The sequence below is a fragment of the Streptomyces sp. H27-H1 genome, assembly GCF_026627445.1.
Lineage (GTDB): Bacteria > Actinomycetota > Actinomycetes > Streptomycetales > Streptomycetaceae > Streptomyces.
Genome location: NZ_JAPNLJ010000059.1, coordinates 1 through 21,246, shown reverse-complemented (window position 1 = coordinate 21,246; position 21,246 = coordinate 1). Strand labels below are relative to the sequence as shown.

General features: G+C 69.7%; 17 protein-coding genes, 1 tRNA gene and 5 pseudogenes. 10 read left to right on the top strand and 13 right to left on the bottom strand.

Annotation, left to right across the window (positions count from 1 at the left end; all coding sequences use genetic code 11):
- Window positions 1-42: 42 nt before the first annotated feature.
- Both OTB20_RS36705 and OTB20_RS36700 read right to left on the bottom strand, forming a co-directional pair.
- A complete protein-coding gene (locus tag OTB20_RS36705) occupies window positions 43-1,281 on the bottom strand; it encodes a L,D-transpeptidase (RefSeq protein WP_267824268.1) in 1,239 nt (412 codons plus the stop codon).
- A 516-nt stretch (window positions 1,282-1,797) separates the two neighbouring features.
- Window positions 1,798-1,870: transfer RNA gene (locus OTB20_RS36700), tRNA-Arg, on the bottom strand.
- Window positions 1,871-3,432: 1,562 nt separating this feature from the next.
- On the opposite strand from OTB20_RS36700, the gene OTB20_RS36695 reads away from it, so the two are divergent.
- Window positions 3,433-4,506: a S1C family serine protease gene (locus OTB20_RS36695; RefSeq protein ID WP_267824267.1), complete on the top strand. Its 1,074-nt coding sequence runs from the start codon at window positions 3,433-3,435 to the stop codon at window positions 4,504-4,506.
- 1,015 nt (window positions 4,507-5,521) lie between these two features.
- Here OTB20_RS36695 and OTB20_RS36690 read toward each other — a convergent pair.
- On the bottom strand, window positions 5,522-5,755 hold the full coding sequence (locus OTB20_RS36690; protein ID WP_267824266.1) for a hypothetical protein: 234 nt from the start codon (window positions 5,753-5,755) through the stop codon (window positions 5,522-5,524).
- Between the two features lie 530 nt (window positions 5,756-6,285).
- Here OTB20_RS36690 and OTB20_RS36685 point away from each other — a divergent pair.
- Window positions 6,286-6,879, top strand: a pseudogene (locus OTB20_RS36685) (RNA-guided endonuclease InsQ/TnpB family protein); the annotation flags it as partial.
- Between the two features lie 147 nt (window positions 6,880-7,026).
- Complete coding sequence (locus tag OTB20_RS36680) at window positions 7,027-7,827, top strand: thioredoxin domain-containing protein (protein ID WP_267824265.1); 801 nt, start codon at window positions 7,027-7,029, stop codon at window positions 7,825-7,827.
- Between the two features lie 89 nt (window positions 7,828-7,916).
- Here OTB20_RS36680 and OTB20_RS36675 read toward each other — a convergent pair whose 3' ends face one another.
- From OTB20_RS36675 to OTB20_RS36640, 9 genes and pseudogenes are all read right to left on the bottom strand, one after another.
- Window positions 7,917-8,075 carry a hypothetical protein gene (locus tag OTB20_RS36675; RefSeq protein WP_267824264.1) on the bottom strand — a complete coding sequence of 53 codons (159 nt, stop codon included), beginning with the start codon at window positions 8,073-8,075 and terminating at the stop codon, window positions 7,917-7,919.
- Between the two features lie 237 nt (window positions 8,076-8,312).
- Window positions 8,313-8,484: pseudogene (locus tag OTB20_RS36670) on the bottom strand (IS200/IS605 family transposase); the annotation flags it as partial.
- A gap of 6 nt (window positions 8,485-8,490) precedes the next feature.
- The gene (locus OTB20_RS36665; RefSeq protein ID WP_324290463.1) at window positions 8,491-9,009 is read right to left on the bottom strand and encodes an ATP-binding protein; all 519 of its coding nucleotides are present in this window, start codon (window positions 9,007-9,009) and stop codon (window positions 8,491-8,493) included.
- A gap of 295 nt (window positions 9,010-9,304) precedes the next feature.
- Window positions 9,305-9,748, bottom strand: a complete 444-nt coding sequence (locus tag OTB20_RS36660) for a hypothetical protein (RefSeq protein ID WP_267824263.1) — start codon at window positions 9,746-9,748, stop codon at window positions 9,305-9,307.
- A 119-nt stretch (window positions 9,749-9,867) separates the two neighbouring features.
- A pseudogene (locus tag OTB20_RS36655) lies at window positions 9,868-10,736 on the bottom strand (RNA-guided endonuclease InsQ/TnpB family protein); the annotation flags it as partial.
- A gap of 36 nt (window positions 10,737-10,772) precedes the next feature.
- The gene (locus OTB20_RS36650; protein WP_267824262.1) at window positions 10,773-11,444 is read right to left on the bottom strand and encodes a hypothetical protein; all 672 of its coding nucleotides are present in this window, start codon (window positions 11,442-11,444) and stop codon (window positions 10,773-10,775) included.
- 115 nt (window positions 11,445-11,559) lie between these two features.
- Window positions 11,560-11,844: pseudogene (locus OTB20_RS42950) on the bottom strand (transposase); the annotation flags it as partial.
- Window positions 11,845-11,847: 3 nt separating this feature from the next.
- On the bottom strand, window positions 11,848-11,985 hold the full coding sequence (locus tag OTB20_RS36645) for a hypothetical protein (protein ID WP_267824261.1): 138 nt from the start codon (window positions 11,983-11,985) through the stop codon (window positions 11,848-11,850).
- 461 nt (window positions 11,986-12,446) lie between these two features.
- Window positions 12,447-13,706: an MFS transporter gene (locus OTB20_RS36640; protein WP_267824260.1), complete on the bottom strand. Its 1,260-nt coding sequence runs from the start codon at window positions 13,704-13,706 to the stop codon at window positions 12,447-12,449.
- A 151-nt stretch (window positions 13,707-13,857) separates the two neighbouring features.
- Here OTB20_RS36640 and OTB20_RS36635 point away from each other — a divergent pair, with 151 nt between their 5' ends.
- The 7 genes from OTB20_RS36635 to OTB20_RS36605 all read left to right on the top strand — a co-directional run bounded on the left by OTB20_RS36635 (window position 13,858) and on the right by OTB20_RS36605 (window position 21,059).
- Window positions 13,858-14,889 carry an ABC transporter substrate-binding protein gene (locus OTB20_RS36635; protein WP_267824259.1) on the top strand — a complete coding sequence of 344 codons (1,032 nt, stop codon included), beginning with the start codon at window positions 13,858-13,860 and terminating at the stop codon, window positions 14,887-14,889.
- Window positions 14,879-16,027 carry a FecCD family ABC transporter permease gene (locus OTB20_RS36630; protein ID WP_324290462.1) on the top strand — a complete coding sequence of 383 codons (1,149 nt, stop codon included), beginning with the start codon at window positions 14,879-14,881 and terminating at the stop codon, window positions 16,025-16,027. The genes OTB20_RS36635 and OTB20_RS36630 overlap by 11 nt, the downstream gene beginning before the upstream one ends.
- Window positions 16,024-16,818, top strand: coding sequence for an ABC transporter ATP-binding protein (locus tag OTB20_RS36625; RefSeq protein ID WP_267824258.1), 795 nt, complete (start codon window positions 16,024-16,026; stop codon window positions 16,816-16,818). Before OTB20_RS36630 ends, OTB20_RS36625 begins: the two co-directional genes overlap by 4 nt.
- 127 nt (window positions 16,819-16,945) lie before the next feature.
- On the top strand, window positions 16,946-17,752 hold the full coding sequence (locus OTB20_RS36620; RefSeq protein ID WP_267824282.1) for a Rossmann-like domain-containing protein: 807 nt from the start codon (window positions 16,946-16,948) through the stop codon (window positions 17,750-17,752).
- Window positions 17,753-17,865: 113 nt separating this feature from the next.
- Window positions 17,866-18,768, top strand: coding sequence for a GHMP kinase (locus tag OTB20_RS36615; protein WP_420716564.1), 903 nt, complete (start codon window positions 17,866-17,868; stop codon window positions 18,766-18,768).
- Window positions 18,689-19,768, top strand: coding sequence for a pyridoxal-phosphate dependent enzyme (locus OTB20_RS36610; protein ID WP_267824256.1), 1,080 nt, complete (start codon window positions 18,689-18,691; stop codon window positions 19,766-19,768). The genes OTB20_RS36615 and OTB20_RS36610 overlap by 80 nt, the downstream gene beginning before the upstream one ends.
- Window positions 19,769-20,291: 523 nt before the next feature.
- Entirely contained in the window at window positions 20,292-21,059 is a 768-nt protein-coding gene (locus tag OTB20_RS36605; protein ID WP_267824255.1) for an IS5 family transposase, read from the top strand.
- A gap of 61 nt (window positions 21,060-21,120) precedes the next feature.
- On the opposite strand, the pseudogene OTB20_RS36600 reads toward OTB20_RS36605, so the two are convergent.
- Window positions 21,121-21,246, bottom strand: a pseudogene (locus OTB20_RS36600) (IS5/IS1182 family transposase); the annotation flags it as partial.

The window sequence follows — 21,246 nt, the reverse complement described above, 5'->3', positions numbered from 1 at the left end:
TAGAGGCGGGCCGGTCCTTCCGGGGCCGTTCCGTGCCGGGGCTCAGGCCAGGGCCGAGCCTGCCTTCCACTGCGACCAGTTCATGTTCCAGTCACTCAGACCGTTGTCGGGTTTGATGGTGCCGCCACCGGCCTTGTGCACGGTCACCACATCGCCGACGAGGGAGTTGGCGTAGAACCACGCGGCGGGAGTGTTCGGATCCCCGCCGCCCTGGACGTCCCTGAGCCCGATGCAGCCGTGGCTGGTGTTCGTCTCGCCGAACACCGATGCGGGAGTCCAGTAGTTGCCGTGGAGAAAGGTGCCCGAGGTGCTCAGCCGCATCGCGTGCGGGACGTCCGGGATGTCGTAGGCCGGCTTCCCGTCCGGGCCGGTCAGGCCGACGGTGGCCGCGTTCATGCGGACCTCCGGGCTCTTCGAGGAGATCACCATCGTGCCGTCGTAGGTCGCGTGGTCCGGGGAACCGGTCGATACCGGCAGCTCCTTGAGCGCCCTCCCGTCGCGTACGACGGTCATCATCGACTTCGAGGCGTCGACCGTCGAGATCTGGGACCGGCCGACCGTGAAGTCGTAGGACGTGTTCTGGACGCCTACGGCGCCGGGGGCCGCCGCTACGCCGTCGAGGGCGAGCCGGACGTACACCTTCGAGTCCGGCTTCCAGAACGACTCGGGCCGGAAGTCCAGCCGGGTCGGACCGAACCAGTGCCCGACCACCGGCCTTCCGCTGCTGGACGTCACGCTGATGGCCCGCTGGACGGCCTGCTCGTCCTGGACCCGCTTGTCGAACGTGATGGAGACGGGCATGCCGACCCCTACGGTGGACGAGGCCGCCGGGACGACCCCTGCGCGCAGGGCGTTCGCGGCGGGCAGCGTCGTGAACGTCGAGTCCTCGGTGACCGCCTTGCCCCGACCGCTTCCGTCCTGTGCGACCGCGTGAAGGGTGTAGGCGGTGCCCAGAGCCAGCGTTCCGCCGGACGACCAGCGCGTCCCGTCCGCGGAGAGGGTGCCGACGGCATCGGCGCCCTTGGCCTGCGGCGTCAACGTCACCGAGTCCAGCCGTCCACCGCTCACCGAGACCTCGGCGCCGTCGAGGGGCCGGGTAGCGGTGGCGCCGTTGGCGGGGCTGAACGATATGCGTACCGCGTGCTCCCGGGACGAGCTTCCGGCCGCCGTCGGCGGCCCGCCGAAGCCGCCGGAACCTGGCAGCACGAGGGTGCCGACCGCGACCGCGGCGCACACCCCCGCCGCCAGCACGGCAGTCGTGGTCGTGGAGGACTTCTTCATCTGCGGGCTCCGGCGTTTCTCTCGGGGGGCAGGGCCGTCCGGACATTGCCATCCTGGCCGTGCCGTGCCGGTGCGCAGGTCGTCCCGTCGGCCCTTGCGGCGGCCCGTGCCCCGCCCTCCGATCGGAGGAGAGGGGCTGCCGGCTGGTGCCCGCCCGGTGCCCGGCCTCACGATCCTCCGGGGCGGCTGTCGCCTCAGGAGGGAGGGGACAGCGGCCACCGCGCCCGGCAGGCGCTGCTCGACGGATGTGCACGGCCACAACGCCCATGGCTCTGGAGCCGAGTTGCGCGAACTCGGTTACCGGAGCTGCCGGGTCGCGGCTGAACCGCTGGAAGTCGGACCCGCGCGGCGTACCGCACTGTCGCCGAGGCAGCCGGTGGGTTCAGGGCGCCGCCTGGGCGGGGAAGGAGAAGCCGTAGCCGTGCGACTTGAACCACGGGAGGAGTTGCTTGAGGGCGGCGAACCGCCGGCAAGTTCATCAATCCTCCAGCACGCCGGATCACAGGGCTCGGACAGCGCCCTCGGCAGGACTCGAACCTGCGGCCAAGCGCTTAGAAGGCGCCTGCTCTGTCCACTGAGCTACGGGGGCGGGGCGGCAGGAGGCCCCACTGCAGGAGCGCTCACCGTGTCCACAAGGCTAGCGAGGGGGCCCGGCGCTGCGGCCCGCCACGAGGCACCGCTCCGGTCTGCAGAGCGGCTCGCGGCGACTGGGACCGGAGGCGCGCCCGGCGGTGGCCGGGTCGGGCCGCGGGTGGAGGGGGTGGGCGCGACCATGCCGACCAGCCCTGATGCGTACACACCAGACGCCGACGGGAGCGTGCGGCAAGTGGGGACGTAGCCGGCGGGCGCCTTCCGCGAGGTCGAGGCGGCCGACGTGTCGTCGCTCTCCTCGTGCCTGCGAAAGCTCGAGGGCATGCGCTGTCTCGCCGCCTACCAGGACGAGCCCGCGCGGGGCCTCCGGCGGGCGGAAGCGGGGACCGGATCCTGGATGCCGGGTGCGGCTTGGGCTACGACGGCGTACGACTGGCCGTGCAGGGGGCCGCGGCATACCCCCGCAGGCATACCGCAGGTCCGCTGCGCGGTCGGCGACGCGGCCCGGTTGCCGTTCGCCTCCGGGGCTTCGGCGCAGCGAGGGCAAACCATGCGCTGCAGCACGTACGGGGACGCTGGGCGGGCAGTGCGCGAGATGGTGAGCGGGGGCCGGGCCGTGGCTGGGTGGCGTGCGCCGAACCGGGAGACCCTCACGCTCACAGGCGACGACCGGGAGGTCGCCCGTTTCGTGGCGCACGCCTGGTGTGCGGGCTTCCCAACGGCTGGATCGGCCGGGAACCGCTCGCCCCGCTCGCGGCGGCCGGCGCACAGGAAATAACCCTGGCCGGGCACCTGCCGGCCGCGGGGCCACGAGGAGATCGATGAGTCTTCGACCTCACCGCAACCGTGCAGCGGCTCGGGGAGCCCCCGGAACTCGTTGGCGCGAGGCCGGAGCGGTGGCGGGAGCGGATGGGCCGCCCGTGACCGGGCGGGCACGCTCATGGCGACGCTCACGGTGTCCTGAGCCTCGGGGTGGTCCGGCGGCCCCGACACCGTCGTGTCCCGACGGCGTCCGGGGGGAGGGGGAGTTCCTCCGTATGACCCTCCGGTCGGGGGAGGAGGCGGGCCCGCGCGCTGAATAGGCTGGGCCTACCACTCCAGTGCCGTGCCCGCCCTACGGGCCGAGGAAGGCAGGTCCCGGTGAGCTCATCCGAAGACAAGCGCGTCCCGGAGGCGCCCCCGGAAACAGCCCCGGCTGCGCCGCCCCCGCCCCCGCCCCCGGCGTCCCCGGCTCTGGAGGCCCGGGCTGGAAAGACGCCCGTCCTGGACGCACCCGCCTTGGAGTCTCCGGCCCAGGCGCGCCCGGTCTCGGAGCCCGCCGCCCAGGAGACCTCCGCCCCTCAGACGTCCGCCCCGGAGGGTTCAGCCCGGGAGACGCTCGCCCAAGAGGCCCCGGGCGCAAGACATCCCGCCCCGGAGGCTCCAGCGGCGGAGGCGCCCGCCCCCCAGGCATCCGCGGTACCGGCTCCTCCCGAGGTGCGACCCGCGGCGGAACGGGCTGCGGTGCGGGGTCCGGTATCCAAGCGGGCGCTGCGCACCCGGTATCTCTTGGTCATCGGCGTGGGTGTTGCCCTCCTCGCCGGAGCCGTGGGTGGCTTGATTGGTTCCCGGGCGCCGGGCCTGGGCACGACGGTCGTGTTCCGCTCCACCGGGCAGACGATGACGCTCGGGACCGCCGGTCCGCAGGCCGCGGGGCCGGTACCCGGAGTCGCGGCCGAGGCACTGCGGAGCACCGTGACGATCGAGGTGAACCGGCCCGGCGTCCGGGCGGTGGGCACCGGCTTCTTCTTCGACTCCGCCGGCCACGTCCTGACCAACGCCCACGTCGTCGCACCCGACGGCAAAGCAGGCAAGCTCACTGTGACCTTCGCCGACGGGAGCAGCAGCCCGGCGTCGGTCGTGGGCGTGGCCACGGGCTACGACATCGCGGTGGTCAAGCTCGACGGGCCGCACCGGCCGGGGGCTCCGTTGCCGCTCGGTGACTCGAACGGGGCCGTGGTCGGGGAGCCTGTCGTCGCGGCCGGCGCCCCCTTCGACCTCGCGGGGACCATCACCTCGGGCATTCTCAGCGCCGTGGACCGTCCGGTGACCACGCGGAACGGCACGGCGGCGGCCTACCTCAACGCCCTGCAGACCGACGCCCCGATCAACCCCGGCAACTCCGGGGGTCCGCTGCTCGACGACGCGGGCCGGGTCATCGGGGTCAACTCCGCCATCAGCACGGCCGCCACACCGGAGGGCGCTGAACCCGGCAACGTGGGCCTGGGCTTCGCCATCCCCGTCAACCAGGCGAAGTGGGTCGCCGAGAGTATCCTGGAGCACGGCAAGGCCCAGTATGCCCAGCTCGGCTTCACGGTGAGCGGCAAGTACGACGGCAAGGGCGTCCAGATCATGCCGGAGCCTTCGAAGGAGGCGAGCCGGTCCCTCGTCCTCGGCGGCCCGGCCGAGAAGGCAGGGTTGCGACCTGGGGACGTGATCACCGGCCTCGACGGCCGAGCCATCGCCAACGGCCCTGCGCTGATGAGCGCTGTCTGGTCACACCACCCTCACGACCGGGCCGAGGTGCAGTTCGTCCGCGACGGCCGGACCCGCAGTGTCACGGTGGTACTGGGCGAGCGCAGCGGAGACGCCTGAGGTCCCGACTCCCGGGTCTGGGCCGCTCGCCGCACCGGCAGGCGGCCGTGGCGCGTGCAGTCGCCGGAGCGCGTGCCGTGGCACGGGCGCTTGCGGCGCGCTAGGGCGGGCGCGTGTCCGGACGTCCGACGGACCGCAGGCGGGTGTGTCCGCAGGCGAGGGTATCCGGGCGGGCCCCGGTGGCGGACACCGGGCCTGGCCGCAGGGATGTCAGGACATGACGACACCGCGCCTAGCTGGGGCCCCAAGCCGTACGGCGGGCGGCGGTCCCGCAAGTCCTCGCGGTGTGCTCCGCGGCCCGCAGGACCCGCCAACTCTGCTCGACGGCGGAGAAAGCGCACTCGAGTGCGCTCAGGCGGTCGGTGACCCCGCCCATCACGGCGATGACGTGCGACGACAGCAGTGACCGCTCCGAAGCGGGCAGGCCCCCCCCGGGCGCGGCACTTGGCTAGGCTCGCCAGCAGCGCTCCAGACCGTACGGGGCGATCCCCCACCGGGCGTCGTCGACCTCGCCGGCAGGCAACAGGCCGGTGCGCCCGGCTGCTGCATGGCAGTGCCAGGTTCCATCAGGGGTGCAGGAGCTCCTTGTCACCGGTGCGGTCGGCGCCGATGCGTGTGATGGAGACGTCGGCTCGCCGTAAGCGATGTCCCGGAGCAGGAACTTCACCCGCCAGACCTCCTGCGGGGCCGACGCGGCCTCCGAGGCGTCGAGCGCGTTTTCGGCCTCTTCCCGCGGTGCGTTCGGGTCGTGCAGGGACGATTCCGTTCCAGTCGGAGGTTCTCGGACGTGAACGCACGCACGCACGAGGGCCTCAAACTGGAAGAGGGCGGCATGCGCCGCGCGCTGCCGGGTACGGCCCAGTGCATGGAGGGATGAACGACCCCAAGACGGCAGGCGGGGGAGAGCGACCTCGCACGTAGCCTTAGCCCGAACCCCGCCGAGCCGTGTCCCGACGCACCGGAAGGCGGCGCCACCGGTCGGACCGGTGGTGCCGCCTTCGGCCGGGCGTCCGGCTCAAGCCCGGGCGGGCACGACCACCGCCAGAAGGTCGCCGCGGGCGACATAGTGGACGTGCGCTTCTCCGCCCAAAGAAGCCGCGGCCTGGTCCGCCTGGGACGCTCCGGACACCGTGTACGTGGCGACTTCCCAAGCCTGGCGGTCGTCGCACGCCGTGCACCGGGAGTCGCAGACCGGCCGCGCGGAGAGCGGAAGTGCGGGTGCGTACGGGGCGGACAGCTGGGGACCCATGCCGTAGTTCCTTTCGAGGAAGCGTGATGTCCTCCAGCATCCCGGCCGTGCGTCGGGCCGGAATCCCCCGGTCGGTCCTCCGCGCAGGGGACGCCGGAGGACCGGGTGGGCACGCGCGGGCGCCGCTCTCGTTCGCGGCTCAGGCGCCGCCGGAGGCGCGGACCCCACGGCGCGCGAGCGGGGCCGGGTCCTGCGGCGTCGCAAGGGACAGGCCGAAGGCCACGGTGATCTGGGCACCACAGCAGGCCGCGGGTGATGCGGCGCTCGCCCCGCGAGGCGAGCGCCGCCCGGCGTGCGACGTCCGCCGCTGCCCGCCGGCTCCTGCACCGAGTGCGAAGTCTGCGTGGGCCGGGGGATGCGGGACCGGTACGGACAGGTCCCGGCCGCCGCCGAGCGTCTGGTCCTGAGTGACGCGGCCGGACTCCAGGTAGCCGTGATCGACACCTGCCCACCCACATCCCGTACGTAGCAGGCCACCGCCCGCCGCCGCGGATTCAGCACCACGGCCACGGGTTGAAGCTCACAGCTTCGTCCCGAACCCGCGCCACGGCCGCCGCAACGCGGCCCGTCTCGCCACCGCACAGCAGGCCCTCGCCCGGTTCCCCCGCGTCCGCCGTGACAAGCGCACGGCGAACCACCGCCGGGCCGTGGAGACGGTCGCCAAGCTCCACGGCAAGGTCCGCCGTCAGCGACTCGACCACGCCCACAAGACCGCCCTCGCCCTGGTACGCGAACACGATGTCATCGCGCACGAAGACCTCAAGATCCGCAACATGGTGCGCACCGTCGCACCCAAGCCCGACCCCGAGACGCCGGGCAGCTTCCTGCCCAACGGGGCCGCCGCCAAGACCGGGCTGAACCGCTCGATCTCCGATGCCGGATGGGGGGTGTTCCTCACGATCCTCACGAGCAAGGCTGAAAGCGCCGGCCGGGAAGTGATCGCCGTGGACCCCCGCAACACCTCCCGGCGGTGCCCCGAATGCGGCCACACCGCCAAGGAGAACCGGACCACACAGGACAAGTTCCACTGCATCGCCTGCGGCCACTCGGCGCACGCTGACACGGTGGGCGCAGTCAACGTTCTACGGGCCGGGCTGGTCCGTCACTACGCCAACACGGCATAGCGAGAAGCCCCCTCCTTCAGGAGGCGGAGGAGTCACTCGTCTCGTCTTCACCGGTCCCGTGTGCACAAATGCGCCCAGGCCTTAAGTCCCGGCCCAAATGGCCCAATGGCACACACTTGACCGCTCTGGGATGTTTATCCTGAGAGGATGGCAACCAGTGAGAAGGACCAGCGGCGCGAGGCCCGCGACCGGCTGCGCGCGGACCGCGAGGCGCAGGCCTGGCGGGCGAAGGTGCGCGGGCGTGTGCTCATCGGCGGCGCGCTGGTCGCCGTACTGGCCGTCGCGGTCGGCATCGGCCTCTACGCCGCGAAGTCCTCGGGCCCGGAGTACGAGGCGGCCGGCGAGCCGTTCGTCCAGCCGGCCAACACCACCGGCAAGGACGGGATCGTGATCCCGTACGGCAAGGCCGACGCGAAGAACGTTCTCTCTGTCTGGCTCGACCCGCGCTGCCCCTATTGCGCGGGTGTCGAGATCGGCCTCGGCGGGACCTTCAAGAAGCAGGCGGACGCGGGCACGTACCGCGTCGAGTACCATTTCGCCACGTTCCTGGACAAGGCGCTGGGCGGCGGCAAGGGCTCCAAGCGTGCGGTCAACGCGCTGGGCGCGGCGGTGAACGAGAGCCCGGAGAAGTTCATGGAGTACCTCCAGGTGCTCTACAAGAACCATCCGGAGAAGGAGTCGGACGACCAGTTCGGCTCCACCGCCACCCTGCTGGACCTCGCGGACCAGGTCCCGGGGCTGCGGACGCCTGCCTTCAACAAGGCGGTCAAGGAACTCACCTACATGCCGTGGACCGAGAAGGTCGGCCAGGCCTTCTACGACCAGGGCATGAAGGGGACCCCGGACGTCTCCATCAACGGCAAGAAGATCACGGTCAACTCCGGCCAGGGGATCGACTCGATCACCCCGGAGGCCTTCGAGAAGCTGGTCGCGGAAAACCTTAGGTAGCCATCGGGTCCCCGATGGTGAAGGCGTCCCCGCAGTGGGTGCAGCGGCGGGGGGCCGCCGGCGGCGATCGCGGCGGCGCGGTCCGCGGCCTACCGGGCCCGCCGCCGGTCCCGGTGCTCCCCGCGGATGACGGCGATGGTCCCGGCGAAGACGAGCAGCGCGACGACGGCCCCGCCCGCCGTGAGCCAAGGCCAGGCCCGGACGTCGGCGTAGTACTTGCCCGCGGCCCCGGCCACCACGGCGATCACGGTGCCCTCGATGAAGTGCAGACACCCGTTGCCGTCGGGGACCGCCCCGGTGTCCTCCGTCCCGCACCGCGGGCACTACGGCGGACCGCTCGCTTCCCCGTTCCCCGCCCCGTTCGACATGGCCCCATCCCTGATCTTGCGCGGGTATCCCCTGCTTTAGCTGGGGAGGGAAACGCATCCTGAGCCCGGAGGCGCGGAGCGCCGGAGTGCTCTGCGCCTCCGTCGTGACGGCCAGATAGGCCGTTTCTGTCCTTCGATGTACTTGGCGGATCACGGTCAGCGGTGCACCGCCGCAAGAGCCCGCGAAGTACGAGCGGGACCGGAACACCGAGCCCATGCCGGTCCGGTTGATCCGGCCGGTGTACTCGGCGCGCAGGCAACGGGAGCTGACGCCCTTCAAGCTGTTGATCGGCGTTTATGAGGGGGAGGAGTCACGACGACGTTCCCCCCGCGCCCACGTCAACGGGCCCTGCGGTCGGGGCGGGCAGGCGGGTACCGGGTCACAGACGCGCCCAGACCGTCTTCCCGGGGCCGCCCGCCCGCGCGGAGCGACGCCCCACTCCCGCGCCACGGCCTGCACGAGCGCCAGCCCGCGCCCGTGCTCCGCCGACCAGGGATCGACGGCCGGCGGCTCCGGCGGCGGGATCCGGTCGCCCCGAGCGTTGCTCCCCTCGACCCGGACCCGCAGACCGTCGTAGCCGAGCCTGATCTCGAAGTCCCGGCCGGGGACCCGCCCGTGCAGGACGGCGTTGGCGGCCAGCTCCCCGACCACGAGCTCCACGTCCTCGGCGAGTGCGCAGCCGTGCGGGATCCCCCAGGCCGCCAGCTGCGGCCCGGCGAGGCGTCGGGCGAGCCGGGCGCCACGCGGGGCGGCGGAGAGGAGCAGGACTGGCTGAAGACCAACTTCTTCAAGACCGAACTCGAACTCGGCCACCGCCTGCGCACCCCGGCCGAAGGGCCGTGCGAATACAACCTCTACCTGCGGCGTTCGAAGTTCTTCACCACCAGCGAGTACGTTCCGCGGCTGCGGGAGCGGCTGGTCCGCGAGCACGAGCTGGTCCAGGACGCAGGGGAACGCGGCTGGCCCCGTGAGGTCGAAAGGCACACCGCGATCTCCGGCCGGATCTGCTGGCTCCTCGCCGAACTCGGTGAGCCCACTGCCTCAGACACGCTCGGGGGTACGTGATCTCCTTCTCGAGACGGCGCATTGACGTCCCGTCGCGACGCGGTCAGGGACTTACGGGGGTGCCGTCTGGCTTCCGCCCGAACGCCGACGCGAGGACGGCGGGGAGGTCGGCCGCTGGGACCGCAGTGCGCACCTCCGCAAGAACACGGGGAAAGTCGTGATCATCGATGGCACCCAGGTACTCCCTCCGCAGCCGGTGGATGACTTCGACGAGCTCGGGCCGCAGCCGCATCCAGGCGCGGGACGTGCGGATCTCCTCTTCGACCTGGTCCATGAACCAGCGCATGACCTCGTAGGGGATGTCCAAGTGTCCGCGCTGGGGGTCGAAGCACAGCATCGGCTCCCGCACCGGCTCCTTGTCGGGGACGACAGCGGTCACAAGAGCTCGTTGATCGTCGAAAAGGTGCAGTTTCAGATACCAGGCGTCGTCCGGGACCGAGTACATCACGGTGATCGCGTAGTCGCCGTCAGGGTGCGGGAAGGGCATGGCCACATGCTGCCATAGCCGTCCTGCGGCGGTTCCCCAATATCAGTTCTGCAACATGTCCAGATAAACATTGATGTGGGCGAACTTCAGCAGGGAGAGCCGGGAGTGACTCCTCCCCCTCATAAATGAGGGGGCTTCTCGCTATGCCGGTTGAGGCTCCCGCGATGGACCAGCCCGGCCCGGAGGACATTGACAGCACCCACCGTGTCGGCGTGGCCGCACTCCTGGCAGTGGAACTCGTCCTGTGTAGGCCGGTTCTCCTTGGCGGTGTGCCCGCATCCGGGGCACCGCCGGGAGGTGTTGCGGGGGTCCACGGCCATCACTTCCCGCCCGGCACTCTCAGCCTTCGCGTTCAGGATCGCGAGGAACACCCCCCCCCATCCGGCATCGGAGATCGAGCGGTTCAGGCCGGTCTTCGCGGCGGCCCCGTTGGGCAGGAAGCTGCCCGGCTGCTCGGGGTCGGGCTTCCGCGCGACCGTCTTGACCATGCTGCGGATCTTGAGATCCTCGTGCGCAATGAAGTCGTGTTCGCGGACCAGGTCCAGCGCGGTCTTGTGAGCGTGGTCGAGCCGCTGGCGACGGACCTTGCCGTGCAACTTCGCGGCCTTCTCAACGGTCCGGCGGTGGTTTGTGGTGCGCTTGTCGCGGCGAACTCGGGGGAACCGGGCGAGGGCCTGCTGTGCGGCGGCGAGCCGGTCCGCGTTGGTGCGGCCGTGCGCGGGCTGGGGACGAAGGTCCCGTGGGAGTCGGCGAGGAAGTTGGCGATGCCCATGTCGATGCCGACGACGCTGCCAGTCGCGGGCAGTGGCTCGGGCCGGGCCTGCTCGGCGGTGAGAACGACGAACCACTTCCCTCCCTCGCGCTTGACCGACACGGTCTTGACCTTGCCGACCACGGGCCGGTGCTGGTGGACCTTGACGTGCCCGACATCTTGCAGCCGGACGCGGGTGACGGGATCGTGCGGGGTGGCATCCCAGCGGCAGCCGTCACAGCCAAGTTCAGTAGCTGCTGCTGAGTTTTCTGATCATGGTGTGGTGCCGGCGTACGTGTGCCAGTTCCGGTGGCAAAGGCGCGCGCGGTGTTGATGGCGGCGGCGCCAGGTGGACCACCACAGGAGGTGGTCGCGGTCTCGTCGGGACGGTGGAAGGATCGAGGCCCGTAGCAGGCGGAGGAGTTCGTGGCTGCTGAGGGGGATGAGGTCGGCCTCGGCGGGATCGTTGCGGCCGGTCTGGGCGGCACGTTCGAGGGTGGCGGTGACGGCCAGGAAGGCGTAGGCGACCAGGGCGGTCACGCTCCAGCGGTGCCAGGAGTTCCAGCAGGTGACCTGGCCCTTGTCGAGGTGGCAGATCTCCTTCGCGTCCTGGAAGTCGTCCTCGACCCGCCATCTGCGGCATACCAGTGTCACCAGTCTCGCCAGTGTCACCGGCCCGGGGGCGAAGCAACGGTAGTAGGACACGGTGCGGGTGTAGCGGTGCCGGCGGACCAGCAAGACGGACGTCCCCGCATCGCGGTCGTGTCCGTCGGGGGTGTCGTCGGCGGTGACCTCGATCATCGCCAAGTCGTAGTCCCGGACGCCCTTCTGGCCGGCGCCGGTCCGCATCCGATGCCAGGCCCGCTTCGGCAGCCGGGCGGCGGCCTGGGTCACGCTCAGCTTCGCGGCCGGGGTGGCGACATCGTGATTTGAGCGGACTCCCACGACATAACCCAGGCCAGCTGGCGGCAGGCGGTACGCAGCTCCCGCCCTCCTTAGACCCGTCCCCCAGGAAGAATGAGGCGGATATGCCCTGCCGGCAGGCGGTGCGGAGCATGTGGGCCGCGAGCTCGGGCTTGGTGGCGAAGCACAGTGCGTCGGGGACACCGGTCAACTCTCGGCGCTCCTTGTCGTCGGCCCACTCCTTGGTGAAGTACAGGCGTCGATCGATCAGACAGTGGCCGGCCGGTGTGGCGAAGGTGAGGTGCACGGCGACCTGGCACAGATCCACGCCGCCGACCGAGCCGGAGTACTGGCGGGCCGCGGCTACCGCGTCGGTCGAGGACTTCGCATCCCCCGTCTCGTCCGCGATCAGGACCCCGTCGCCGTCGTCGAGCAGGTCCACGGCTCAGGCCGCCGTCCGCTCGAGCACCGCTTGTTCGTCCCACACCGCACGGGACAGCAGATGGTGCAGGCGGTGCGGGCCCCGCTCACCGATCGCTTCGGCCAAGCTCCAGCAGTTCACGTCCTCGAGCTCCATCAGCATGCCCCGAGTCATCCGCGCGAACGTCTCTCTCCCTGCTCTCGGAGCGGGCGAAGCAGTCGGACACCGAGGCCAACAAACCCTCGAACGCCCTGTCATGGCCCGCATCGTCTACCGTGGTCGAAACGGCCGTCCCGTTCTGATGTTGAGTCACACCACGTCATGATCGAGGCGGCCGTCCTCACGCCCGCACCCACCCCCATCAAGCCGCTGACCAGCCGGGATGAACACAGACAGAGCTATCTACAGCTGCCGTATCTGACGAGCGACGAAGCTGACCGCGGGCGGCCACGGCCGTCGTCACGCATGCATTCAACCGAGCCGTCCGAAGCGCAGCCGGTGACGGAAGACCCCGCCTGGGTCGACAGTCAGGTCGGCGCTGCCGCACTGGTCAGCAGCTGTCGGTTCCTGGTCCGGTCGAGAACCGGAGGAGGGGGGCGGCTGCTTTACCTCTCCCGCCCAGCCTATTTGCCTGTTTCCGGCACCGTAGGACCGAAATGGCGGGCTGTAGGTACGAACGCCGCGGCAGTCGGCACGAGGAAGCAGGCAGCAGCACATGTCGAGAGGACGGCCGTGACTCCGAAGGCGTTGATGGCCGGGACGATCAAGGCCAAGCCGATTGGCGCCAGGCCGTAGGACACCAGGAAGTCCAGCGACGAGACTCGGGCCAGCTTGTCCGGGGCGACCTCGCGCTGAATGGCTGTGAACCATGGCACGTTGAACAGCTCGATGCCGATGCCGGCGACCGCGTACGCGGCAACTACCACTACCGCGTGCACGGGCAGTACCAGGCTCAGCGGCGCGACGCCGTACGCCGCCAGCCCCGCGAAGGCAGCCCAGCCCCGGGAGCGTGGCCGTAGGCGCGCAGTGGCCAGTGCCCCGGCGAGCGCTCCAACGGTGTACGCGGTCATGGCCGCCGCGAGCATCCACTGAGTGTCGTAGCGGTACCGGCTGATCATGGGCAGCGCGACGCTGGTTGCGGAGTAGCCGAGCGCGATGACCGCTCCGAGGGCGGCGAGCCCGGCGAGGAACCAGGGGTGGCGGCGTGCCTCGCGTATTCCGTCGAGGAACTCCGCACGAAGGCCGGCGCGAGCCGTTGGCTCCGCGGCGGCCACCTCGTTGGCGCCCTTGCCCGGGATGAGGGCGGCGACGAGCCAGAGCAGGCCTATGCCGAGCAGTTGCGTCCGGATGTCGAAAACGGCCGCGAGCATGGCAGTCAGTGCGGGGCCCGTAAGGGTGGAGGTGCGGACCGCGAGGGTCATCGCGGCGTTGGCCTCCTGTCGGCGCCCGGGATCGACGGTCTCGGCGGTGAGGGCCTGGAACGCAGGGCGGCACGCGCCTTGACCCGCGCCGGCCAGCACCGCTCCGGTCGTCATCAGTACGAGCGAGCGGCCGAGTCCGGCGGTGAGGAGCGGGGCGGCGGCCGCGGCTGCAAGGGCCGACCAGAGGACAACGGCACGCCGGGAGTGCCGGTCGGCCAGCACTCCGCCGACGGCAACGGCAGCGAGGAAGCCGACCGTGCGCGCGGCGAGGAGCAGGCCGAGGGCGGCGGGGCCGAGTTGGCGGTGCAGGACGGCCAGACCAAGGACGAACGGCAGGGCCCAGGTCGCGAGGCCTGAGGCGGTGGTACCCGCCCACAACCGCAGGAATGAGGTGTCGCGGAGGATCGAACGCTGCGGTGGTGTACCGGCCTTGGCCGGGGTGGGGGCGGGTGTCGTCGCCACTGGTAGCTCCTTCGAGGGCGGGGCAGCGGTTCGGCGACCGTCCCCCCCCAGGTAGTTAATGAAAACGATAACCATTATAGTGTCACCAGTGCCACATCTTGCACCGTGCACGACAAGCCCCAAGCCCCTGCCCTCCCAGAGCGGAGAACTCATGCGCCAGCCCGTCCGCCTCGGCATCGCCCTGGTCCTCACCCTCGCCACCACGGCTTGCTCAACAGCAGTCGGCACCGGCTCTCCACCGCAGGGCGGCGCGCCACACGCAACCGCCCCCACCGCCCTCTTCGACAGCTGCGGTCGTCAGTTGTCCTTCTCGCAGACCCCGGGACGAGCCGTCACCCTGGATCAGGTCTCGACCGAGACGTTGCTCGCACTCGGACTTCAGGAGGCGATGGCAGGCACTGCCAATCTCAAGACGAAGATTCCCGCTCCGTATGAGGCCGCTTATGCCGAGGTGCCGGTCATCGCTCCCCAGATCGCCACGGGTGAGCAAATGCGCGCGGCAAACCCCGACTTCGTCATGGCCGGATCCGCTGACTTGTTCACCGAGGACAGGGCCGGCACCCGCGCAGAGCTGGAAGCACTCGACGTTCCCACCTTCGTCAGCGCCGTGGACTGCCCGGAGCACAGCCCCGTCGGCACGACCCCCTTCGAGTTGCTCTTCTCCGATTACGAGAAGCTTGGCAAGGTCTTCGGCGCCGAGGAACAAACCGGCAGGCTTGTCACCGAGCAGCGCGCCGCGGTCGTCAAGGCCACCGAGATCGGGGTGCAGGTTCCCCAGGGTGGTGACCGGCCTACCGTCCTCTTCCTCTACTCCGTGTTCAACGGTATGCCGTTCGTGGCGGGCGGGAGCGGCCTGCCCAGCGAGATGAGCCGGATCGTCGGCGTGAAGAACGCCTTCGACGACGTCGACGATGACTGGCCGGAAGTCTCCTGGGAGGAAGTCGCCCGCAGGGACCCGGACTTCATTGTCATCGGCGACCTCTCCGAGCGTGGTCGTCCGGGTGACAGCGCCGCCGAGAAGCTCTCGGCGATGACGCAGCACCCGGTAGTCTCCAAGCTCGCGGCGCTGCGCAACAACAAGGTCATCGAGGTGCCCGGTATTGAACTAGATCCCTCGGTCCGCTCCGTACAGGCCCTGAGGCTGCTGGCCGAGGGGGTACGGGACCTCGGCCATGCGCGCTGACCCACCGCCGGACATCCTGCTGCCGGCCTCCCGCGGGACCGTGGCATCCCGGGGCCCGGTCGGCCACTCGGTGGTGATGCCACACGCGGCGGTCGGACGATCCGCGATCGCCTACCAGCTGACCCGCTCCGCAACATGCCGGGGGCTTCTCTTCCTCCTCGCAGGTCTCGCTCTTGCGGCGTCGATGGCGGTGGCGGTGGGCATCGGCACCGCCGACGTGGGGTGGAACGGACTAGCCCGCGTCCTAGGCACCCGTCTCGGCCTGGACGTGGAACCCCTGCCCCCGCTGATGGACTCCCTCATCTGGGACCTGCGATTGCCACGCGTACTGATGGCAGCCCTCGTCGGCGCTGCGCTCGCCGTCTGCGGCGCGGTACTCCAGGCCGTCACGCGCAACGCCCTCGCCGATCCCTACCTGCTCGGCGTCTCATCCGGCGCGTCGACGGGAGCCGTCAGCGTCGTCGTTCTCGGAGCGGGCGCGGGAGCAATGGGACTTACCGGTGGTGCGCTCGCAGGTGCGCTGCTCTCCTTCGGCCTTCTTCTACTACTGCTGCGACGTACCGGGCTGGACTCCTCACGCATCGTCCTCACCGGCGTGGTCGTCGGACAGCTCTTCACGGCACTGACCTCGCTCGTCCTCATGGCATCGGCGGACGCGGACACAACCCGAGCCGTCACCCACTGGCTGCTGGGATCGATGGCCCCGGCACGCTGGAACACGGTCGGTATCTGCCTCGTCGTCACCCCGCTTGGTGTGGTGATCGCGTGGCTTTGTTCAAACAGCCTCGACGGGATCGCGTTCGGGACGGACACCGCGGCCTCCCTCGGTATCGGTGTACGGCGCACGCGGACGCTTCTGCTCGTCGTCACGGCTGCGTTGACCGCCGTTGCCGTGGCCACTGTGGGAGCCATCGGGTTCGTAGGCTTGATCGTCCCGCATGGTGTGCGATTGCTCGTCGGACCACTGCATCGGGTTCTGCTGCCGTACACGGCGCTCGTCGGCGCAGTGTTCCTGGTGTGCTCGGACGCCTTCGCGCGGGTCGCCTTCGCTCCGCGCGAAGTCCCCGTGGGCGTGATCACCGCGGTGCTCGGCGTTCCGCTGTTCCTCCTTGTCCTGCGCAAAAGGGGGGAACTGTGAGGATCACGGCCGAGGATCTGAGTTGGGCGGTGGGGGGCAAGCCGGTCGTCAGCGGTGTCAGCCTAGATGTTGCCTCTGGTGAGACAGTCGGCCTGCTGGGTTCCAACGGTGCGGGCAAGTCCTCATTGTTGCGCTGCCTGGCCGGCCTGCGTACCCCCGATGCGGGCCGGGTCCGCTACGACGGCAGGCAGGTAGGCGACTGGAGCGCACGCCGCATCGCCCGCCATGTGGCCTTCGTCGCACAGAACTCGGATGTGGACAGCGACCTCCGTGTCGCCGATGTGGTGGGTTTGGGACGAACACCCTTTCGCGATTGCTGGCGGGGACCGGATACCACTGACCGGGCGGTGATCGACGCCGCGATGCAACGCGTCGGACTCCTTTCCCTCGCCGGCCGCCCGTGGAAGGCCCTATCGGGCGGCGAACGACAGCGCGCCCACATCGCCCGCGCCCTTGCCCAGCAGCCGTACGGGCTGCTGCTCGACGAGCCCACCAACCATCTCGACGTCAAGCACCAGCTGGAACTGATGCAGCTTCTGACTGGGGTCGGTCGGACCGTATTGGTCGCCCTCCACGACCTGTCGCTCGCCGCCCGCTACTGCGACCGGCTGCTGCTCTTGCACCACGGCCGCTTGGTCGCCTCCGGTACCCCCGCCGCTGTCCTGACCTCCGAGCGCCTCGCCGAGGTCTTCGAGGTGGACGCCGAACTTTCGACCGACGCCTGGGGGAACCCGGCCGTCACCTACCGCGGACCGCTCAGCGCTCCTCCGCCGACACATCTACTGACCTGATGACATACAAGGGAACGACATGACGCCCCACAACCCCCTTTCCGCCAGCACCCTGGGCGCCGGCCCGGCCGCCTCCGCCGCAACACCCGCGGCCACAGATCCGTGCGCGGTCCCCACTGTCGACGCGCTGATTGAGGCCGTCCTCGCAGGCGAGCACGGCCCGTTGCCGTCTGAACTCGTCGCAACCAGTGTCTTTTGGGTCCATCACGGCACGCGCTTGGCCGGCGGCGACACCACTTACTCCAACCAGTACGTCCTCGTTCGCCTCAATGGCTCCTTCGGAGGCTGCGCTTTCGAAGCGGGCCAGGTCGACCCGTCGATCTGCCGCGAATCCTCCGGCACGCCGCTCGATCTACTGCTGCGCGAGGGCCCGCGCCCGCTGCGGATCGCCGCCCTCGATGCCTACCTCAGCGAGATTCAGCCGCACCGCGCGGCGGGGGCGGCGGGCACCGCCGAGCCCGTCACCCTCACCGCGGGGTCAGCGGAGGTCAGGGCGAGGGCCCGGGACGCGGCCATCGCCGGCCTCCTGGACATCGAGGAGGGCGCCTCGGTCGGCCTCATCGGGGTCGTCAACCCGCTTGTCGCGGCGATCCGCGAACGCGGCGGCACGCCACTGCCCTGCGACTTCAACCTCAGGACCACCCAGTGGGGCGATCCCGTCACCACTGACATGCACGAGGTACTTGAGCGTGCCGAGGTTGTCGTCGCCACAGGAATGACCTTGAGCAACGGCTCTTTCGACACGATCCTGGAACGCTGCCGCTCTCGGGGGATCCCGCTGATCGTCTACGCCCAGACCGGCAGCTCGGTTGCCCGTGCCTTCCTGGGCTCCGGGGTGACCGCACTGTCCGCAGAACCGTTCCCCTTCTCCCAGTTCAGCGCGGAGGAGACGGTCATCTACCGGTACCGCCACCGAACGGCGGACGGCGCGTGAATCCCGCCCCCGGTATAGGAACCGGCCACGCCCCCTGCCACCACGGCGAGCTACTTCAGGGCGTCTTCCTCGCCCCTGACGGACGCCGGTGCGCAGGTCTGGTCACCCTGCCCATGGCCGGCCCCGGCAGCAGCGCCGAATTCGTCCGCCTCACCGGCACGGCAGCTGAGGCACTGACCGTCGTACCCGCCGACCGCACAAAAGCAGCCAGGGCCGCAGTCCTCGCGGTTGCGGCATGCGCCGAACGGTCCGGTCAGCCGCCTTGCGGGGGGCGTTTGCGGCTCACCGGCGACATACCAGTGGGGCTGGGTATGGGCAGTTCGACCAGCGACGTGATCGCCGCGGTACGCGCGGTCGCGAGCTCATACGGCCTCCGGTTGCCACCTGACACGGTCTCCAAGCTGGCCGTACGCGCGGAGCAGGCCTGCGATCCGCTGATGCTGGACGGCCGCCCGGTGCTGTTCGCCCAGCGTGAGGGTCGGGTCCTGGAGGTTTTCGGATCGTTCCTCCCGCCGCTGGTCGTGGTGGGCTGCACCCTCGGCGGGGGCGAACCCGTGGACACGCTGTCCCTGCCCGTTCGCATGCCCGCCGAGACCGACATGCGAGAGGTACGAGCCTACGAGCGGCTCCGCACGATGCTGCGCCGGGCCGTGGCCACCGGTGACGTGCAGCTGCTCGGCGAGGTCGCCACCGCAAGCGCCTGGCGCGGCTGCCGGGTATTAGGCCACCAGGAGTTCGACGCGCTGGTCGGCACGGCCCGGAAGGTCGGGGCGTGCGGAGTCCAGATCGCGCACAGCGGGGCGGTGGCAGGTCTGCTCTTCGACCCGTCGGCGCCGGGCTTGCGGCACCGACTGCGGAGCTGCGTACGCGCCTTGCATTCTCTCGGCATCCCCACCACACGCACCTTCACGACTTCCAGTACCCAGGAGATCCTGCATGGACCAGCACGTGTCAGAGTCGATCGGCAGGCCGGACCTCATACGGCTCGACGACCGTCTCGTCTGCCTGCGCTTTGAGACGATGAAGGTGGTCTCCGCCCTGGCAGCAGTACGTCACCTGCTGGATACCGGGGTGGTTCGGCGCGGGGACACCTTACTTGACAGCTCTAGCGGCATCTATGCCTACGCCTTGGCGCTGGCCTGCCACCGGCACGGCATGCGATGTCACATCGTCGGCTCGGCAACTGTCGACCGCACCCTGCGCACACAACTCCAGATCCTCGGGGCGACCTTGGAGCAGATGCAGCCAAGCGACGATCTCAAACTCGACCAGAAGAGGCGCGTTGAGCGAATCCACGAGGTTCTGGTTGAACACCCCGAATACCATTGGATGCGGCAGTACCACGACGACATCCACTACCTCGGCTACCGTCAGATAGCCGACCGGATCAGGCAGGCGACCGCCGCACAGCCGCTCACCGTCGTCGGAGGAGTCGGTTCGGGAGCCTCCACCGGAGCGCTCGCCCGCTACCTGCGCGAAGATCTCGAGCACTCCACGGCTAGTACGGGTCCGGCCGACATCGAACTAGTTGGCGTCCAACCGTTCGGCAGCGTGACTTTCGGCTCCGAGCACGTATCAGATCCTGAAATCATCATTGCCGGAATCGGCAGCTCCATTCCCTTCGGCAACGTCTCACACGGGATGTACGACACCCTGCACTGGATCTCCTTCGCCGCAGCGCTGGCCGGCAGCGTCGACTTGCTGCGGCGACACGCAGTTTTCGCCGGGTTGTCGACCGGCGCCGGCTATCTCGCTGCGCTGAACGAACGCGAGCGCTCCCCGCAGCGGACCGTTCTCTTCATCGCCCCCGACACCGGCCATCGCTACATCGACACCGTCTACGCCAGGTACCGCGAAGCAGCGCGCCTCGCAGACCTCGCTCCTCATGAGGTCTGCGACCAGAGACACTTGGCCCTGCCGTGGTCCCGGATGCAGTGGAACCGGACCGACGCGGCCCCCCCTTCTGTAACCCGTCCCCGTCGCCCTCCAGGGCACCGTCACCGATCCCGAGCGTGACCGGTCCGGCACTTCGCGCGCCATCCGGAAGAAGGTTGACCTGGCGGATGCCCGGTAGTCAGCCCGGCGCGGCTACATGGCGCTGCCACGCGGCTTGCAGTAGTTCCAGGCTTCGGCAGAGCCGTCCGGGATAGGTACTCCGAGCCGGACGGCCTGCGCCACCTGGCCGACAGCATGGCGGACATGCCTAAGGGCTGTCCCGCTATAGCTGCGAGCTGTTCGACGTAGGGTCTGCGGGTTGCAAAGGTGGCGTCGTAGCATTGGTCGTACAGGAGGACATCGTTGGACCCGAACCCCATCTGCTGTTTCTGCCTTCAAATCATCGATCTAGATCAAGACAGGGCGGCAACCGCGCTCATCTTTGGGGCCGTTGCCCCGGGACGAGGCGGACGTGTGCGCCAGAAGACCTACTCGCACTCAAGCTGCCTGCGCCAGCGAGTCGACCCGAGTATCGACCTCTGGTGGGAGCTGTGAAACCTGGCTGAACTCCACAGCCGCCAGCTTCCAATGCGATGATCTTGCGGTGTCTCGTGTGATCACCGCGTCGGAGTCAGCCTGGATTGCCCCGTTCACCGGGCTGAGCCCGCGGCAGTTCGGGAAGCTGGTGACGGTACTTCGGCGTGAGGGTGCGGACGCGGTCCGCAGAGGCCGGCCGTGGAGCCTTCCGCTGGAGGACCGGGCCCTGCTGGTCGCGGCCTACTGGCGAACGAACCTGACCATGCGTCAGCTTGCCCCGCTGTTCGGAGTGTCCAAGTCGGCGGCAGACCGCATCATCGACCACCTCGGGCCGATGCTCGCGCTCCAGCCCCGCAAGCGGTTCGCCAAGGACGCCGTGCTCATCGTGGACGGCACCCTGGTCCCCACCCGCGACCACACCATCGCCGCGCAGTCCAAGAACTACAGGTACTCCACCAACCACCAGGTCGTCATCGACGCCGACACCCGCCTGATCGTCGCGGTCGGCCGGCCGCTCGCCGGAAACCGAAACGACTGCAAGGCGTGGGAGGAGTCCGGTGCCAAAGCCGCCGTCGGCAGAACCATGACGATCGCCGACGGCGGCTACCCGGGCACCGGACTCGTCATGCCCCACCGCCGCCGCAAAGACGAAGAACTGCCCGAGTGGAAGCAGGCGCACAACAAGTCTCACAAGCAAGTCCGGGCCCGCGTCGAGCATGTCTTCGCCCGCATGAAGACCTGGAAGATACTCCGCGACTGCCGACTCAAAGGTGACGGAGTCCACCACGCCATGCTCGGCATCGCCCGCATGCACAACCTCGCCCTCGCCGGATAGGCAACCAGCCCGGCCCGCGGCCGGCCACACCTGAGCTAGGGCCTGTGTGATGTCGTGATGAGTCGGGGGTCTTCAGGAGGTCGTCGATCCAGATCATTGCGGCACGGAGATGGACGCCGGCGAGGTAGCTCTCGGGTGATTTGTCGTAGCGAGTGGCGATGCCTCGCCAGGCCTTGAGCTTGTTGAT

Coding starts and splice junctions, on each gene's coding strand:
- OTB20_RS36705 (WP_267824268.1), bottom strand. CDS start 1,281: ATGAAGAAGTCCTCCACGACCACGACTGCCGTGCTGGCGGCGGGGGTG.
- OTB20_RS36690 (WP_267824266.1), bottom strand. CDS start 5,755: ATGGGTCCCCAGCTGTCCGCCCCGTACGCACCCGCACTTCCGCTCTCC.
- OTB20_RS36680 (WP_267824265.1), top strand. CDS start 7,027: ATGGCAACCAGTGAGAAGGACCAGCGGCGCGAGGCCCGCGACCGGCTG.
- OTB20_RS36660 (WP_267824263.1), bottom strand. CDS start 9,748: ATGCCCTTCCCGCACCCTGACGGCGACTACGCGATCACCGTGATGTAC.
- OTB20_RS36645 (WP_267824261.1), bottom strand. CDS start 11,985: ATGCTGATGGAGCTCGAGGACGTGAACTGCTGGAGCTTGGCCGAAGCG.
- OTB20_RS36635 (WP_267824259.1), top strand. CDS start 13,858: ATGCGCCAGCCCGTCCGCCTCGGCATCGCCCTGGTCCTCACCCTCGCC.
- OTB20_RS36630 (WP_324290462.1), top strand. CDS start 14,879: ATGCGCGCTGACCCACCGCCGGACATCCTGCTGCCGGCCTCCCGCGGG.
- OTB20_RS36615 (WP_420716564.1), top strand. CDS start 17,866: ATGGCCGGCCCCGGCAGCAGCGCCGAATTCGTCCGCCTCACCGGCACG.
- OTB20_RS36610 (WP_267824256.1), top strand. CDS start 18,689: ATGGACCAGCACGTGTCAGAGTCGATCGGCAGGCCGGACCTCATACGG.